The 16,324-nt window shown below is 26.2% G+C and carries 16 protein-coding genes and 1 tRNA gene; 8 read left to right on the plus strand and 9 right to left on the minus strand.

Features of this window, described 5'->3' with window-relative positions:
- Positions 1–149 precede the first annotated feature (149 nt).
- Together rpmB and ispH are read left to right on the plus strand one after the other, a co-directional pair.
- Positions 150–341, plus strand: coding sequence for a 50S ribosomal protein L28 (gene rpmB, locus BINT_RS03120; protein ID WP_008727936.1), 192 nt, complete (start codon positions 150–152; stop codon positions 339–341).
- A gap of 30 nt (positions 342–371) precedes the next feature.
- Positions 372–2,117, plus strand: a complete 1,746-nt coding sequence (gene ispH / locus BINT_RS03125; RefSeq protein ID WP_014487106.1) for a 4-hydroxy-3-methylbut-2-enyl diphosphate reductase — start codon at positions 372–374, stop codon at positions 2,115–2,117.
- Positions 2,118–2,193: 76 nt separating this feature from the next.
- Here ispH and BINT_RS03130 read toward each other — a convergent pair whose 3' ends face one another.
- Positions 2,194–2,982, minus strand: a complete 789-nt coding sequence (locus BINT_RS03130; protein WP_014487107.1) for a DUF4912 domain-containing protein — start codon at positions 2,980–2,982, stop codon at positions 2,194–2,196.
- A 161-nt stretch (positions 2,983–3,143) separates the two neighbouring features.
- On the opposite strand from BINT_RS03130, the gene BINT_RS03135 reads away from it, so the two are divergent.
- Positions 3,144–3,677 (plus strand): hypothetical protein, encoded by a 534-nt coding sequence (locus BINT_RS03135; protein ID WP_014487108.1) that lies wholly within the window; start codon positions 3,144–3,146, stop codon positions 3,675–3,677.
- 65 nt (positions 3,678–3,742) lie between these two features.
- A tRNA-Asn gene (locus tag BINT_RS03140) sits at positions 3,743–3,815 on the plus strand.
- A gap of 56 nt (positions 3,816–3,871) precedes the next feature.
- On the opposite strand, the gene BINT_RS03145 is transcribed toward BINT_RS03140, so the two are convergent.
- The 4 genes from BINT_RS03145 to BINT_RS03160 all read right to left on the minus strand — a co-directional run bounded on the left by BINT_RS03145 (position 3,872) and on the right by BINT_RS03160 (position 7,370).
- Positions 3,872–5,551, minus strand: a complete 1,680-nt coding sequence (locus BINT_RS03145) for an ABC1 kinase family protein (RefSeq protein ID WP_014487109.1) — start codon at positions 5,549–5,551, stop codon at positions 3,872–3,874.
- Positions 5,552–5,658: 107 nt separating this feature from the next.
- On the minus strand, positions 5,659–5,970 hold the full coding sequence (locus BINT_RS03150) for a phasin family protein (RefSeq protein WP_012670743.1): 312 nt from the start codon (positions 5,968–5,970) through the stop codon (positions 5,659–5,661).
- A gap of 393 nt (positions 5,971–6,363) precedes the next feature.
- Positions 6,364–6,579, minus strand: a complete 216-nt coding sequence (locus tag BINT_RS03155; RefSeq protein WP_014487110.1) for a hypothetical protein — start codon at positions 6,577–6,579, stop codon at positions 6,364–6,366.
- Positions 6,580–6,596: 17 nt separating this feature from the next.
- Positions 6,597–7,370, minus strand: a complete 774-nt coding sequence (locus BINT_RS03160; protein ID WP_014487111.1) for a TM2 domain-containing protein — start codon at positions 7,368–7,370, stop codon at positions 6,597–6,599.
- A gap of 153 nt (positions 7,371–7,523) precedes the next feature.
- Here BINT_RS03160 and BINT_RS03165 point away from each other — a divergent pair, with 153 nt between their 5' ends.
- On the plus strand, positions 7,524–8,246 hold the full coding sequence (locus BINT_RS03165; protein ID WP_014487112.1) for a DNA methyltransferase: 723 nt from the start codon (positions 7,524–7,526) through the stop codon (positions 8,244–8,246).
- Between the two features lie 69 nt (positions 8,247–8,315).
- Here the strand turns inward: BINT_RS03165 and flcA are convergent, their stop codons facing one another.
- The 4 genes from flcA to BINT_RS03185 form a co-directional block, all read right to left on the minus strand.
- Entirely contained in the window at positions 8,316–12,413 is a 4,098-nt protein-coding gene (gene flcA / locus BINT_RS03170) for a periplasmic flagellar collar protein FlcA (RefSeq protein WP_014487113.1), read from the minus strand.
- Between the two features lie 105 nt (positions 12,414–12,518).
- The gene (locus tag BINT_RS03175; RefSeq protein WP_014487114.1) at positions 12,519–12,947 is read right to left on the minus strand and encodes a F0F1 ATP synthase subunit epsilon; all 429 of its coding nucleotides are present in this window, start codon (positions 12,945–12,947) and stop codon (positions 12,519–12,521) included.
- A gap of 15 nt (positions 12,948–12,962) precedes the next feature.
- On the minus strand, positions 12,963–13,268 hold the full coding sequence (locus tag BINT_RS03180; RefSeq protein ID WP_014487115.1) for a hypothetical protein: 306 nt from the start codon (positions 13,266–13,268) through the stop codon (positions 12,963–12,965).
- A gap of 3 nt (positions 13,269–13,271) precedes the next feature.
- Complete coding sequence (locus BINT_RS03185) at positions 13,272–13,685, minus strand: acyl-CoA thioesterase (protein WP_014487116.1); 414 nt, start codon at positions 13,683–13,685, stop codon at positions 13,272–13,274.
- Between the two features lie 184 nt (positions 13,686–13,869).
- Between BINT_RS03185 and coaD the strand changes: the two genes are divergently transcribed.
- From coaD to BINT_RS03200, 3 genes are read left to right on the plus strand one after another with little or no spacing between them, the layout of a single operon-like run.
- Positions 13,870–14,358 carry a pantetheine-phosphate adenylyltransferase gene (coaD, locus tag BINT_RS03190; RefSeq protein ID WP_014487117.1) on the plus strand — a complete coding sequence of 163 codons (489 nt, stop codon included), beginning with the start codon at positions 13,870–13,872 and terminating at the stop codon, positions 14,356–14,358.
- Between the two features lie 16 nt (positions 14,359–14,374).
- A complete protein-coding gene (gene miaB, locus BINT_RS03195) occupies positions 14,375–15,685 on the plus strand; it encodes a tRNA (N6-isopentenyl adenosine(37)-C2)-methylthiotransferase MiaB (RefSeq protein WP_041177215.1) in 1,311 nt (436 codons plus the stop codon).
- Between the two features lie 21 nt (positions 15,686–15,706).
- Positions 15,707–16,318 (plus strand): 4'-phosphopantetheinyl transferase family protein, encoded by a 612-nt coding sequence (locus BINT_RS03200; protein WP_014487119.1) that lies wholly within the window; start codon positions 15,707–15,709, stop codon positions 16,316–16,318.
- Positions 16,319–16,324: the final 6 nt, after the last annotated feature.

Below are 16,324 nucleotides of genomic sequence, written 5' to 3' on the forward strand. Positions count from 1 at the left end.
AGTGACAACTAAAGTTATTAGCTGCTAGTTTATAGCTTTAAAAAATTTAATATTTTATATCATATCATTGACTAAAATGCTTTTTTAATATATAATTAATCAATCATAATTCTAAACTAAATTATATTATTTTTTCTTGGAGGAAAAAAATGGCAAGAGTATGTGAAATATGCGGTAAAGGCAAACAAAATGGCCACAGTGTAAGCCATTCTAATATAAAAACTAAGCGTTCTTTTAATGCTAATTTACAAAATGTAAAAATAGAAGTAAATGGTTCTGTAAAAAAAGCATTAGTTTGCACTAAATGTATTAAAGGTAATAAAATATCTAAAGCTAAATAATATTATTACTTCTTTAAAATTCTAAATACAATGAATGTAGATATAGGTAAATTTGCTGGTTTTTGCGATGGTGTGAAGTATGCTGTAGAAAATACTTTTTCTCAGGCTTCTAAAAAAAATAGTGAAATATATATAGATGGACATTTGATACATAATCCTCAAACTCTTGATATGTTGGAAAATGTAGGTGTTAAAACTTATGAAGATGATGAGGATATGTCTATCTTGGATGGAAAAACTGTTATTGTAAGGGCTCATGGAATATCTCCTAAAAGAAGAGAAGCTCTTTCCAGTCATGCCAAAAAAATAGTAAATCTTACCTGTAAATATGTTGCTAAAATTCAAGGACTAGTAAAAAAATATAGTTCTCTAGGATATAGAGTTATTGTAATAGGGAATCCTGTTCACCCTGAAATTGTTGGCGTATGTGGATATGCTGATGATGTTTATGTAGTATATAAAGACGAAGATTTAAATAAACTTCCTAATGATTCTAAGAAAGCTCTAATAGTAGCTCAAACTACTTTGCAGAAATCTACTTTTGATAAGTATGTAAATCAAATACAAGATAAATATAAAGATACAGAAATAATTATTAAAAATACTATATGTGCCGCTACAGAACAAAGACAAAATGAGGTATTAGAAATAGCAAAAAGAAATGATGTTGTGCTTGTAATAGGCGGTTCTGAAAGTTCAAATACAAGAAATTTGTATAATATAGCAGCTGCTATCAAGCCTGCTTTTTATGTTGAATATAAAGAAGATTTGGATAATATAGATTTATCAAACTATAAAAATGTTGGTATAATGGCTGGGGCATCTACTCCTGATTGGCTTATAGAGGATATAGCGCAAACTATAAAAGATAAATATGCTAGTAATTTTGTAAGATTTATGTCTAGAATATTTGACTTCCTAAATTATGGTTATATATTCTTTTCTGTAGGTGCTTTTTTGATGTCATATGCTATATATGATATATTATCACAGCCTTTTCAATATCAAATAGGTATTATAATATCTTTATACTATTTATACATGAGTTTAGAAAATGGTTACAGTAATTATACCATAAGGATAAGCGATAAAAGAAGGTATTTGTTTTATCAAGAGTATAAAATATTTTTTAGATTTTTAATACTTATGAGTGCTATACTTATGTTTTATTTTGCGTATAAAATTAATGTAGGTATATTAATGCTATCAATACTTTCAAGTTTGCTTGGAATGGGGTATAATATTAGCTTTGAAAATAAATCAAGGTTTGAAAGTTCATTTTTCTTTAGATTATTTAAAAAACTTATACCATTTAAAGCTATAGTAATATCTGTTGCTGTTACTGTATTATTAAATGGTTCAATATTTATTATGCATAGAGATGTATTGAAAGAAAAGCCGTTTTTATATTTCTTTTCTACTTGCATAGTATTTTTATTTATGTTTATAAGACAGGCATTAATTGAAATAAAATTCTCTCAAAGTGATAAAATTGCAGGAGCTGTAACTTTAACTACTTATATAGATTCTAATAAATTGGCATTTATAACAGGTATAATACCAATTATTTTGGCTTTGTTTATGTTAGTAGGTATTATAATTGGGAAGTTTCCATTAGAGATTAATAAATTGAAATATTGCGTGCCTATTATATACAGCAGTATAATTTCGTTTGTTGTGATGAAAAAGAAAATAATAACAAGCAGACATTTATTTTCTATATTAATAGATTCTCCGCTTTATATATTATTTTTAGCGGCATTAATCAATATTTAATTTATAGAGTCCAAAAACACAAAAACAGAAAAATTAATATTGTATACTTATTAATTAATACCGCTATATTATTATTTTAATTTTTTTTCATAAAAAGTGAAGATGATGAAGCTGCTAAATGATTTCTTCTTAAATCTATAAGTTCAAATATTGTAGCAGATGATAAACTTTCTCTTAAAGCTTTAGGAGATTTTAAAAGTTTGATAATCTCTTCATTAACCATCCATTCTTCATCATAAACATTGCTCATAGAATCTCTAGGAGCATAGATCATATTACTTCTAGCTAATACTATAAATCTATTATTTTCATCATAGTATCCTAACTCACCTATAAAGTAAGCATGAGGCATAGCTAAATTAACATATCTATCACCATAAATATAATTAACTTCTATTTCTTTATGAATTTCTCCATTAGTAATATCATATCCAAATACATGGAATATTCTTACAGATATTCTTTTTCCTTTCAAAGAATGATAATTTATATCTTCATCTGATATATCCCAATAGAAAAAGCACCATTCAGGATCACGCATCATAAGTACTAATTTTGTTTCTTTATATCTGTCAGGTAATTCTCTTACTATATCAACTTCATCAGGTATATATTCATCTTTTTTTGCTTCTTCTTTTATTTCTTCTATCTCTTCTTCTATTTCTTTTTCAGATTTTTTCTTTGGCTGTGCTTTTTTGGCAGTAGTCTTCTTAGCGGAAGCAGTAGTAGTTTTTTTAGCGGCAGCTGATTTTACAGCAGCTTTTTTTGGTGTACTTTCTTCTTTTTCTTCAGCAGCTTTTTTGGTGGTTGCTGATTTTTTAGCAGTTGTTTTTTCAACTGCTTTTTCTGTTTTTTTAGTAGCCATAAAATATCTCCATAAATTTATATTTTTCAGAAATATTATAGAACAAATACTTTTATTGTCAACAATTAAATTTACTTTTTTACTTTTTTACTTTACAGTAGATTTTAATTATTACGATAATAAATAAATACCATATAGCTTATAAAAACGGAGAAAAATTGATGAATAAAATAATTATATGTTTATTATTTATATGTAATGTTATTGCATTTTCTCAGCAGGATTTCAGTGTACCTATAACTCCTAGTAAAGATCAGGAATTGGATAGGATAGCAGGATATTCAACTACATTATCCGAATTTGATGGAAGTATGAATGCATATACAAAATTAAAAGCATATATAAATGTATTAGATTCTAAAGGAATGGCGGCTTTGAAGCAGCATCCTTCATATCCAAAATTGGGGGATGTATATATGTATGGTGCTATATATTTAACTAAAGATTTTAAAGAAGATAAAATTATTGAATTGTATAAAAAAGCATTAAATTTGAGAGCAGATCCTAATTCTAACTATCAATTAGCTACTATTTATAAGAAAAAATTTGATGATGCAGTAAAGAAAAATGATACTCAAAAAGAACAAGAGTATGGTAAAAATGTATATGAATATCTAAATAAATATATTGTTTTATCAGGTGATAATTCAAAAAAATATAAAGAAATTTTAGAATATTTTAGTGCTTATAAATAAAAAATAGGTTTTAGGTATTGACATTTTTTTGCTTTGTGCTATAATACCTAAACATTAAATAAGAATCCGAGATAGCTCAGTCGGTAGAGCAGGTGACTGTTAATCACCGGGTCGCAGGTTCGAGCCCTGTTCTCGGAGCATTTTTAAGCCCCTATTAAAGGGGCTTTTTTATTGCTTATTTCTATAATTAATATTTAATTGTTTTTCTTGACATACTTCTTTATAAATCTGCTTATAATCATAATGAATCCCATTATAGCTGATAATGCAAATCCTATCATTCCTATAACAGATGTTCCATGAAATAGGGGAGGCATTTTGCTTGTGATAATTAAAGCACTTGCCAATATTAAAGAAGCTAAAACTATAGAGTAACTTAATCTATCTGCTAAACCGTCTAAAGTAGAAGCTAATGATTCAAGCTTTTTATGTTCCAACTGAATTTTTACACTTCCTTGCTTTATAACTGATACTAAATGTTCTAAGTCAGATGGAAATTCTTTTATGATATAACTATAATCATAGAATAACTTCTTGAATTGTCTAAATAAATTATCAGGCTTCATCTGCTCTTTAACATATCTTAATGCAAAAGGCTTAATATGCTCTATCAATTTTACTTCTTTATCTAGATTTCTAGCAACTCCCTCAAGAACTATCAAAGATTTTATTAAAAGCATAATATTGCTAGGTAAAGTTAAACGGAATTCTCTTATTATACCTATAAGTTCATTAAACACATCTTCTATATTTATATTATCTAAAGGCATATCAACGTATTTACTTACTAATATAAATATAGCCATATTGAATTCATCTATATTGCTTATTTCTCCATGATAGCATAAATCTAGTATAGATTTAGATAATTCCAAATAATCAGCAGAACTTATACTCATAATTAAAGAAGAAAAAGCATCTTTAGAGTTAGGCGGAATAAATCCTATCATACCGAAATCTAAGAAACATAGTACATTATTTTCCAAAGCCATTAAATTACCAGGATGCGGATCAGCATGGAAGAAACCAAGCATAAATATCTGCTCTAATACAGCATCTATACCTATGGAAACTAGTTTTTTTCTATCGTATCTAGTATCATCTTCTGCTATATCAGAAATTTTTATTCCTTCTATATATTCCATAGTTAATATATTTTTTGTGCTGTACTCATCATATACTTTTGCTATTTTTATATTTTTATTATTTTTAAAGAATTTTGCAAATTTTAAAGTGTTATTTTTTTCAAAATTGAAATCTAATTCCTGTATAAGCTGGGATTTAAATGCTGCTATTAATTTTTGAGGCTGCATCAATGCAAATTCTTCATTGTATTTTTCTATGATATTTGAAAGCCATACTATAATTTCTATATCTGTAAGTATATTTTCTTCTATATTAGGTCTTTTTACCTTTATAGCTACTTTTTCACCGTTTTTTAATACGCCTGTATGAACTTGAGAAATAGAGGCACTTGCTTTAGGAGTTAATTCAAAGGATTCAAAAATATCTTCTATTTTAGCTCCTAATTCTGTTTCAATAATACTTTTTGCTATATTTTCATCAAAAGGTTTTACATGATTTTGAAGTTTGCTCAATTCTTCTGTAATATCTTTTGGAAGTATATCATTTCTGTTTGAAAGTATTTGTCCCAATTTGATAAATGTTGTACCTAATTCTTCACAAGCCATTTTTATTCTTTCGGCTCTGCTATATTTTCTTAAATCAACTCCATTATATTTGATATTAATTTTATCAATTGGATTTTTTATTATTTTTAATATTGGAGTTATAGCTATAATATCTCTGAATCCATAAGCTATTATTATAGATATAATTTCTCTTGCTCTGTTTATAGATTTTATGTTGTTCATATTATTTAATCACCCGCACTTTTATATAACTCATCATTTTTTATAAAATAAGGAGTTTAATTATTCTTTATAAATAAAAAAACTCCTTTTATACTAATGAACATGTATTATTGTTCATCTTTTTTGATAGATTGTTTTAATTCATCTAATTCTTTTCTCATAGCATCATATTCTTCTTTTTTTACATATCCCATTTTATCAACAACTTTTTTTACTCTTTCGTCTATAAATTGGGAAACATCTTCTTTAGTTTCATTGGCTTTATTAACCATTTCTTTTACAAACTTTTCTCCCTCTTCAGCACTAACATTCTTATCTTTTATGAATTCGCGTGCTGCTTCCTCTAGCTTTTCTTTTCCTTTTAGCATCATACCAATGCTTGAATAAAATCCTGATTTGATATCATCTGATAATGACATAATATCCTCCTATATTATTTATTAATTAATTTTTATCATTGTAAAATAAAAAGTCAATATAAAAAAATATACTTTTATAAAATAAAAACCATTTATAATGTATTTGATAAAATTATTTACTCTTTATAATATTACTAATACAAATTCTATATAAATTAATATTATTAAATTTTTTAAGTTATAAATTGTTAGCTGTTTAGAAATAAAAATAGAGTGTATATCAGCTTTAGCTTATATAGATTTAAAAACGAGATTTTTTTATTATTGTTGATATTAGTAATAAAAATTATCTATAGTTATATTAAAACTTTTTAAAGCTATAAACTAGCAGTTGATAATTTCAATTGTCATCTATATTTAAGCGAGTTTATCTACAGCAATAATAAAGAATTATTATTGTTTATCTATGGCATCAAAATAGCATGCCATGAAATCTCCTTCTCCATTTTCAAAGTCATTAACCATAGCAGAAACTTTTTTATTAAGTTCTTTTATCATAATATATGCTATTTCCTGAGCTTTGCTTTCTGTTATATCATTATTATTTTTCTGAATATTTTTAATAACTTTATTTATATTTACCCTTTTGTATACTCCATCGCTATCCACTGTAATATCTCCTTTTTTTAAACATATCCGTCTTTTTTTAATCCTGCTTTAAGCACATTTATATCGCTTGTTATATCTATAATATCGTCTTTTTGTATATTTTCTAATACCTTATTTAAATATATTGTTACTGATTCTACAGATTCTATTATATCTTTTTTGACATTATTTAAATCTGAAGTATTTGATGATGATAAATCTATATATGAATTAATAAGTTTTAATGTTGTAGGTATATTATATTCCAACATTTTATCTAGATTTTTTATAGCTATTTCATTTCTTTTATATCCGCTTGATTTATCAATAATGCTTTTAAATAACTGATTCAACTGTTTAACTTTGGCTGAAAAATTATAATCTTTTATAGAAATTATAGTATCATTAATTAGTTTATGATATTCTAATGCTTTATTAATAATATTTTCTTCTGTATTTTCTTGATTATTATAATTTTTTTCTTCATTTTTGTTATCATCACTATTCTCATCAACATAACTATATTCAGCATCTATAGCATCATCAAATTTACTTTTATAATTTTCATAATCATTTTTATAATTTATATTTTCAATATAGTCTTTATTATATATGAGGTTAAACTCTTTTTCTGTCATAAATATAAATCTTATTAAATCTACAACACAAAGCAAATAGGGTATACCAGTCCAGAAAAATAGAACATACAATATACCTCTTTTAGTCTGACCTAAATAAAATTTTTGTATTCCTATTCCCCCAAATATCAGAGAAAGAGCAGAACATATTATAGCTTTTATTCTTTTTCTCATTTATAATAACCCAATAATATTTACTATTATATAATATCAAAGTATTTATTTTTAACAAGTAATTTTTTTGTTCAATACTTGCTAATAAATAGTTATAGTATATTATTTATAAAAATTTTATAAAGCGAATAAAAATATGAAAAAAAATTAGAATTGCAAACAACAACTTTATGGGATTATCCTTCCCAGCAGTATTTAAAAAGCGAAGAAGAAAAGCATAAACATTATATAGGAGCAACACCTTCATATATAATTTGGAATCTTCTAAATAGATATACAAAAGAAAAAGATTTAGTAGTTGATCCTATGGCTGGAAGCGGTACTACTATTGATGTGGCAAGAGAATTGGGAAGACGAGCTTTAGGGTATGATATAAATCCAAAAGCATTACAGAGAAAAGATGTTTTCAAAGCTGATGCTAGAAAAATACCAATAGAAGATGAAAAAGTAGATTTTGTATTTATAGATCCGCCTTACAGTACTCATATAAATTATTCTGATGAGAAAAATTGTATTGGAAAATTAACAGCAAGAGAAAATGAATATTATGAGGCTATGGAAAAAGTTATTAATGAAATATTTAGAATAATGAAAAAAGATAGATATATGGCTTTATATGTTTCTGATTCTTATGAAAAGGGATTTCCTTTTATGCCTATTGGTTTTAAACTTTTTGAAATTATGAGTAAATATTTTATGCCTATAGATATTGTATCTGTTGTACGTCATAATAAGACTCTTAATAAAGGTAATTATCATATGGCAGCAGCTGAAAATAATTTTTATTTGAGAGGATTTAATTATTTATTTATAATGTATAAAAAAGGAAATAAAACTATAGATATAAACGGAAAAGTTCATTTGAGAAATTTATAGCAAATATTTAATTTGTATTTAAAAATAAAAAGCAGAGATTTAACTCTCTGCTTTTTTATTGATATTTATTTATCTAACATAATACATATCTTTAGGTATGTAATCATCTATAACAGTAGCCTGCTTCAAATTTCTTTTTCCTTGTACAGACATTATATTATAAGTAGCAGCCCCTATATTTTGATTATCAACAAGTATAGTTCTTTTTTCCATTCTCTCCAAATCTATATTTGAAGTTCTTATTTGATCAAAATATTCGCTTGCCAATACAAAATATTTAAATGCTTGCTGCTCATTAACAATAGTATTTGTAATAGTAGAGTTATAAGCATAAGAAACACCTATATTATTATAAAGGCTTGCTAAATAACTTACTAGTATAAAATCACTTTCTGTACGCATTTCTAATCTTCCTAATCTGTCTCTCTTAGATAATACCTGACTTAAAGCATTTCTATAGAAACCATTAGCTAAATTAGCTTTATCCAAATGTAAAAGCGAATTACCTAAAGCATAAGAAACAACACTATTGCTAGGATTCTTTTGGAATAATGCATTAAATCCTTCAAATGCTCTGTCATATTCTCCATCTGAATAATATATCCAAGATAAATTATATAGAAGTTTATCGCTTCTAAGATTAGGTGCTAAATTATCATAAGCAGTTTGATAATGCTGTTTAGCTTTTTCATAATCTTTTTCTCTATAGAAATAAACATTAGCTAAATTATAATTAGCATCAGGATATACTGAATTTATAGCTAAAGCTTCAGTAAAGTTTTTAACCGCATTTCCATATTCACCTAAATTATAATATATCTGTCCTAACATATTATATACGAATTCTTTTCCTCTATAGAAAGGATTAGATTCATATAAAGGTAATGCAGCTGTATTAAGTATTTCCATAGCTCTATCATAATGTTTTAATCTTGCCTCATAATCAGCATAACCTACTATAGATTCTAAATTATTAGGATATGCAGTTAGAAGATTTTCAAATAATATTCTTGAACCATAAAAATCATCTTTATCAAGTAAATATTTAGCTAATTTAGGATAAACCTCATCATCTATATAATCTTTTTTCAATAAGTTTATATGATTTTGAAGGGCTTTAACTTGCTCATAATTATCCTGATAAATTTTTATAAGCATAGCTCTCTTTCTAGGTACAACTCCATCTCCAAAGAAATTGATCATATCCCTATAATTATTATAAGCGATATCATAATAATTAGGTTCTACCAAAGTTCTAGCTCTACTTATCATAAGAAGACCGCGTTCATCATATATAGTTTCTTTTTCTTTTTTCTTGTCAGTATAAACTAACATATCATTATATAATTCTTCGCCTAATGTATAATCTTCTACAGATAATTCTTTTTCACCTTTCTTTCTATAGTAGTATCCGAAAGTTATTCTAGTTTCAAAATCTCTAGGTTTAATATCCAAAGCACCTTGTATCTTTTTAAGAGCATAACTGAAAGTTTCTCTATCAATATAAGCTCTTGCGTATTTATTATACCATTTTATCTGCTTTGGTTTTAATCTTTCACCTTCAGAAAAGTTTCTTTCAGCATCATCATAAGCTCCTTTTGATATGCTTACTAAACCTTGATTATAGTATTTATTTGCCATTACAGGTTTATAAATAAATTGGAAAGATAAAATTACTACAGCTACAAATAATATTAAAAATACAGCTGCAACTCTTATTATCTTAGCATAATCTTTTAATGAATTAGGTATAGGTATAAGTTCTAATACATTTTTACTGCCTTCTTCTTTAATACTCAAACCTAATTCTTTATTTAGTAATTCTGTAATGTTTTCATTAGACTCACCTCTCTCTAAGGCATTAAGTAAAGCCTCCATAGAAATTCTGTCTAATTTTTCATTAAGTATTGCATCTAAAACATGATACTGTGTAAGCGGAGGAAGATATTTTATAGCATTAATTACTTTATCATGATCTACATCTTTATCAACATCTTCATATTTAGAAGCAGGTAAATTATTAGCGGTATCAGGAGATGGAAGAGTAGTACTTCCTTCAACTATATTATTAGATATATTTTTATTTTCATTTTTATCATCTATATCTTCTATAACATCATCTAAGTCTAAATCATCTTTAGGTGATTGTTCATATTCTTCTATAGCATCATCTAAAGATAAATCATCTAAATTTATATCATCATGAGGTTCTTCAGCTTTAGTCTCTTCTTTAACCTCAGCAACCTCGTCTTTAGGTTCTTCCTCTTTATCTTCATCCAGGATGCTGTCCAAAGATAAATCGTCTAAATCCATATTATCATGAGGTTCTTCAGTTTTAGTCTCTTCTTTAACCTCATTAACCTCGTCTTTAGGTTCTTCCTTTTTATCTTCATCCATAATGCTGTCTAAAGATAAATCATCTAAATCTATATCATCTTGAGGCTCTTCAGCTTTAGCCTCTTCTTTAACCTCATTAACCTCATCTTTAGGTTCTCCCTCTTTATCTTCATCCATAATGCTGTCTAAAGATAAATCATCTAAATCTATATCATCTTGAGGTTCTTCAGTTTTAGTCTCTTCTTTAACCTCATCAACCTCGTCTTTAGGTTCTTCCTCTTTATCTTCATCCATAATACTGTCTAAAGATAAATCATCTAAATCTATATCATCTTGAGGTTCTTCAGCTTTGGCCTCTTCTTTAACTTCATTTTTATCTTCTTCATCTAATTCATCATCAGATAAAATATCATCTAAATTTGAATCTTCATCTTCTAATATATCATCTAAACTATCAGATATATCATCAAGTTCTAAATCATTTATATTAGATTTTTGATCATCATTAGATTCTATATTAGGTAAATCTTCATTGTATTCATATTCTCTGCCTTCATCTATATTAGGTAAAGTATCAGGTAAAGGTAAATCATCTAATACTGGTAATTTTTCTGAATGAATATCATTTTTATTTGAATTATCATTATTGATATCCATTGCTATTTTATCTTCTAATTCTTTATCTTCAGGAAGTTCTAAATCATCTATATTAGCAGATACTTTATCATCATCCAAATCTTCAGGAAGTCCTAAATCATGATCTTCAGGTAAACCTAAATCATCTAAATCATTGGATACTAAATCATTATCTAAATCTTCAGGAAGTCCTAAATCATCTATATCAGCAGATACTTTGTCATTATCTAAGTCTTCAGGAAGTCCTAAATCATCTATATCAGCAGATACTTTGTCATTATCTAAGTCTTCAGGAAGTCCTAAATCATCTATATCAGCAGATACTTTGTCATTATCTAAGTCTTCAGGAAGCTCTAAATTATCTATATCAGCAGATACTTTGTCATTATCTAAGTCTTCAGGTAAGTCTAAATTATCTATATCAGCAGATACTTTGTCATTATCTAAGTCTTCAGGAAGCTCTAAATTATCTATATCAGCAGATACTTTATCATTATCTAAGTCTTCAGGAAACTCTAAATTATCTATATCAGCAGATACTTTGTCATTATCTAAGTTTTCAGGAAGCTCTAAATTATCTATATCAGCAGATACTTTGTCATTATCTAAGTCTTCAGGAAGCTCTAAATTATCTATATCAGCAGATACTTTGTCATTATCTAAGTCTTCAGGAAGCTCTAAATTATCTATATCAGCAGATACTTTATCATTATCTAAGTCTTCAGGAAGCTCTAAATTATCTACATCATCAGATACTTTATCATTATCTAAATCTTCAGGTAGTCCTAAATCATCTACATCATCAGATACTTTATCATTACCCAAATCTTCAGGTAGTCCTAAATCATCTATATCATCAGATAATTTATCATTATCTAAATCTTCAGGTAGTCCTAAATCATCTGGATCATCAGATAATGGATTGTCAAAATCTTCAGGAAGTTGTAAATTATCAATATCATCAGATGTATTATTGTCTGAATTATCTTGAAAATCTAAACCATCTAAACTATCTAAATCATCAATAGAAGGTAAACCATTATCTTCCGCTGGCATAGAACTAGCCATATGTTCATCTGTAAAAACTGATTTAAAACGATCATAGTCGTTTTGTGATATTTCTTTTGGTAATGCTTTATTTCCTATCAAAAAAGCAATACTTCCTAGTCTTTCTAAATCTTCTATTTTAGGCATATTTCAATCATCTAATATAAATTTTTAGTTAACATATTAATTATAATTAAGCTATAAAAATATGTCAACTAAATTATCGGATAATACTAAAATTACAATAGCATATTATTTAGAAGAAATTTCTATTTGTTTATTAAGTTTGGCTATTTTTTCATGATTTCTTCTTGCTTCTTCAGCATTAATAACCATTTGAGTAGATAATTTATTTATTTCATCTTTTAACATAGCAGCATCTATATCTTTTGGATATAAAGCTGTTTCTACCAATATACCTATAACATTATTAGTAACTTCAGCTATACCATCTTCCACATACATATTTATAAGTTTATTATCTTCATTATATATTTTGAGTTCACCATAACCTATTCTTACTATATATGGGCAATGATCTAGATGTATTGAAACATAACCATCATGAGAAGGTATCTCTACATGATCTATTCTTATAGATCTTAATATAGGACCGCTTCTTGTAATTACAGAGCAAGTTAAAGCTTTTTTATTTTTTTTTACAGCAGTAGTAGTAGCCATATAAAACCCTCAAAATTAAATTACATTTTTATATTTTAAAACAAAAATGATAAATATCAATGAAATAATAAATAAAATTAATAATATTAAAGAAATGAAAAACAAAAATCTTACTACTATTTTTAAAGAATTTATCTCTGAATATATATATTGAAATTCTTTTTTTGTTTTAGATTCCACTTTTTCTATTATTTCTTTTTCTTTTTCATCTAATTTACTATATAGTTTTTTTGTTCTGCTTTCCATAGTTGTTGTTTTTACTAAATCCCCAACCATATTAGCAGATGATAAAACAGTTAATATAACATTCAGCCAGCTCATATATTATTTACCTTTAGCCATTATATTGTACAGATATTCATCAGGTTTTACTATTTGACCTTTTTTATTTACAAAAGGGTGAAGTGTATAACCTGTAGAGTATAATATTTTTTCATCTTCTTTGCTTCTTATTTCATATTTTAGTTTTAATGATACATTTTTTAACTTTTCAACACTAGTATAAACTACTATAACATCATCATATCTTATAGAAATTTTATAATCTACGAAAGCTTCTTTTACAGGAAGCATTATATCATATTTTTCTTCCATATCTTTATAGGAAATGCCTAACTCTCTTAAAAGCTCTGTCCTTCCTATCTCAAAATATCTTAAATAGTTTGAATGATAAACAACTCCCATTTGATCAGTATCAGCATATATCACTCTTATTTCAGTTTTATTAACATGAGCCATAATTAACTCCTAATAAATATTTATTCTTTAAATTATAACATATAATAGAAAAAATATTTATTTTTTTTATATTTTTTGTAATAAAACATAAAAACACTGTATTTATGTATAAATTGTTGAAGTATTAAAATAAATGTTATTTTTTATATTGATATTATATCAATTTTGTATATACTTTATCATTATGAAAAATGGAAAAGTAATATTTCCGGGTACTTTTGACCCTTTTACATTAGGACATCTCGATGTTCTTTACAGACTTGCTGATATTTTCAATAAGGTTTATATATCTGTAGCTGTTAATTTGGATAAATCTCCTACTTTTAGTATAGAAGAAAGAAAGAATATGATTAAAAAAGTAATAGGGGATAATGATACTATAGAAATTGTAACTATATCCGGGCTTGTAACAGAGTATATGAAGCAGAATGATATAAAAGTATTGGCCAGAGGTATCAGAGACAGTGAAGATTTATACTATGAATTAAGAATGTCTAGAATGAATAAATTATTATATCCAGAGATGGATACTATATTTTTACATACATCAGAACATTATGCTTATGTAAGTTCTTCTTTAATAAAGGAAATACTTAAATTTAATGGACCTATAGACGGATTAGTGCCGGAAATAATAGTTGAAGACATAAAATCCAAATTCATAAAAAAATAATAATAAAGAATAGAACATGAAGAATTTTTACCTAGAAAATTACGGATGCCAAATGAATAAGGCGGATTCTAATAGTTTAATAAATTCGCTTATGCAGGAAGGTTTTATACAAACAGAAAATCATGAAAATGCTGATAATATTATAATAAATACATGCAGTGTAAGGGCTCATGCTGAGGAAAGAGTATTTTCAAGAGTTAAATTATTCAATGCAAATAGAAAAAAGAATAAAAAAGATACAAAAATAATAATTATGGGATGTATGGCTCAAACTTCCAAAGAACATCTTGAGAAACTTGGCGTTGATAAAATATTTGATGTATATAATGAAGTTAATATCATAGATTATTTGAAGGATGAGGAAGTTTTTGTAAGAAAATTTAATGATAATTACATATTTAATAAATCTTATGTAGATGAAGATAAGCCTCATAAAGCATTCATACCAATATCGCATGGATGTAATAATTGGTGCACTTACTGTATAGTGCCTCATACAAGAGGAAAAATGGTAAGTAGAAAATCAGGCGAAATAATAGAAGAACTTAAAAGATTAATAGATGACGGAGCTAAAGAGATAACTCTTTTAGGGCAGAATGTTAATTCTTATGGGCTTGATATTGATAATGAGATTAATTTTACAGAATTATTATACAAATTAGACAAAGTTATTGACGAAAAGGCTAAAGATAAGGTTTGGATAAGGTTTTTAACTTCTCACCCTAAAGATTTTGATAAAGATTTAGCTGATGCTATATGGAATTTGAATAGTTTATGCAAACATATACATTTACCTTTTCAAAGCGGTTCGGATAGAATATTAAATTTGATGAATAGAAAATACACAAAAGATGAATATGTAAAAAAAGTATCGTATTTGAGAGATTATGCTGATGATTTTCCTATTTCTACTGATATAATAGTGGGTTATGCTGATGAAACAGAAGATGAGTATCAAGAAACATTAAATTTGCTTGAAAGTATAGGTTTTGAAGAAGCTTACCTGTATAAATATTCAGAAAGAGAAGGCTCTATTGCTTATAAAAAAAATATACAGTATGATAAAGTGGCAGGAGCAAGAAGACTTACTAATCTTGTAAATTATCAAAGAGAATTGGCACAAAAATTATTATCAAAGCAGGTAGGCAAAAAAACTTCTGTAATGGTAGATGATATAGCTAAAGATAATATGCATTATTTATGCAGAAGCAAGGAAAACAGAATAATTCTAGTAAAAAAAGAAAAAGAACTTAATATGGGCGATATTTTCAATGCTGAAGTTACAGAGATAAAAAGCCATACCTTAATAGGGAAGTTTATTGACTAAAGTTGTTAAAAAGGTTTATTTATGACTTATTTAGAGTATAGTTTCAATGATAATGAGAATAGGGCAGAGGCAAGAAAAAATTTAGAGAATTTAATACTCTCTATGTCTGAAAATCATTATAATAAAAATAACTTAATTATAGAGAGAGAAGAAAATAAAAAGCCTTATTTCAAAAATGAAAATAGTTTATATTTTAATGGTACTCATACTTCAGAATTATTTGCTGCTACTATGAGCGATGAATATAATGTTGGAATAGATGCTGAAAAGATAAGGGAAAGAGATTATTTTTCTATTGCTGAAGAATATTTTTATAAAAGCGAGATTGAATACCTTAAAAATACTCATAAACTAGAAATAGATTTTTTTACTATATGGACTATTAAAGAAGCGTATATAAAAATGCTTGGCAAAACTATTTTTGATATAAAAAATTCTATAGAAGTTGATCTTATTGAGAGAGAAGTGAGAAATGCAGATGATATATTCTTTGCTTCTTTTATTCTTGATGATTCATATATAATAAGTGTGTGTTTTGATACAAAAAATGAAGTAGATTTAAATGTTCAAGATTTTAATTTAAATATGTTATTTGCTTATCCTACATTACCGAATATTAATATAAATATGTAAATTTGA

Source organism: Brachyspira intermedia PWS/A, assembly GCF_000223215.1.
Taxonomy (GTDB): Bacteria; Spirochaetota; Brachyspiria; order Brachyspirales; family Brachyspiraceae; genus Brachyspira; species Brachyspira intermedia.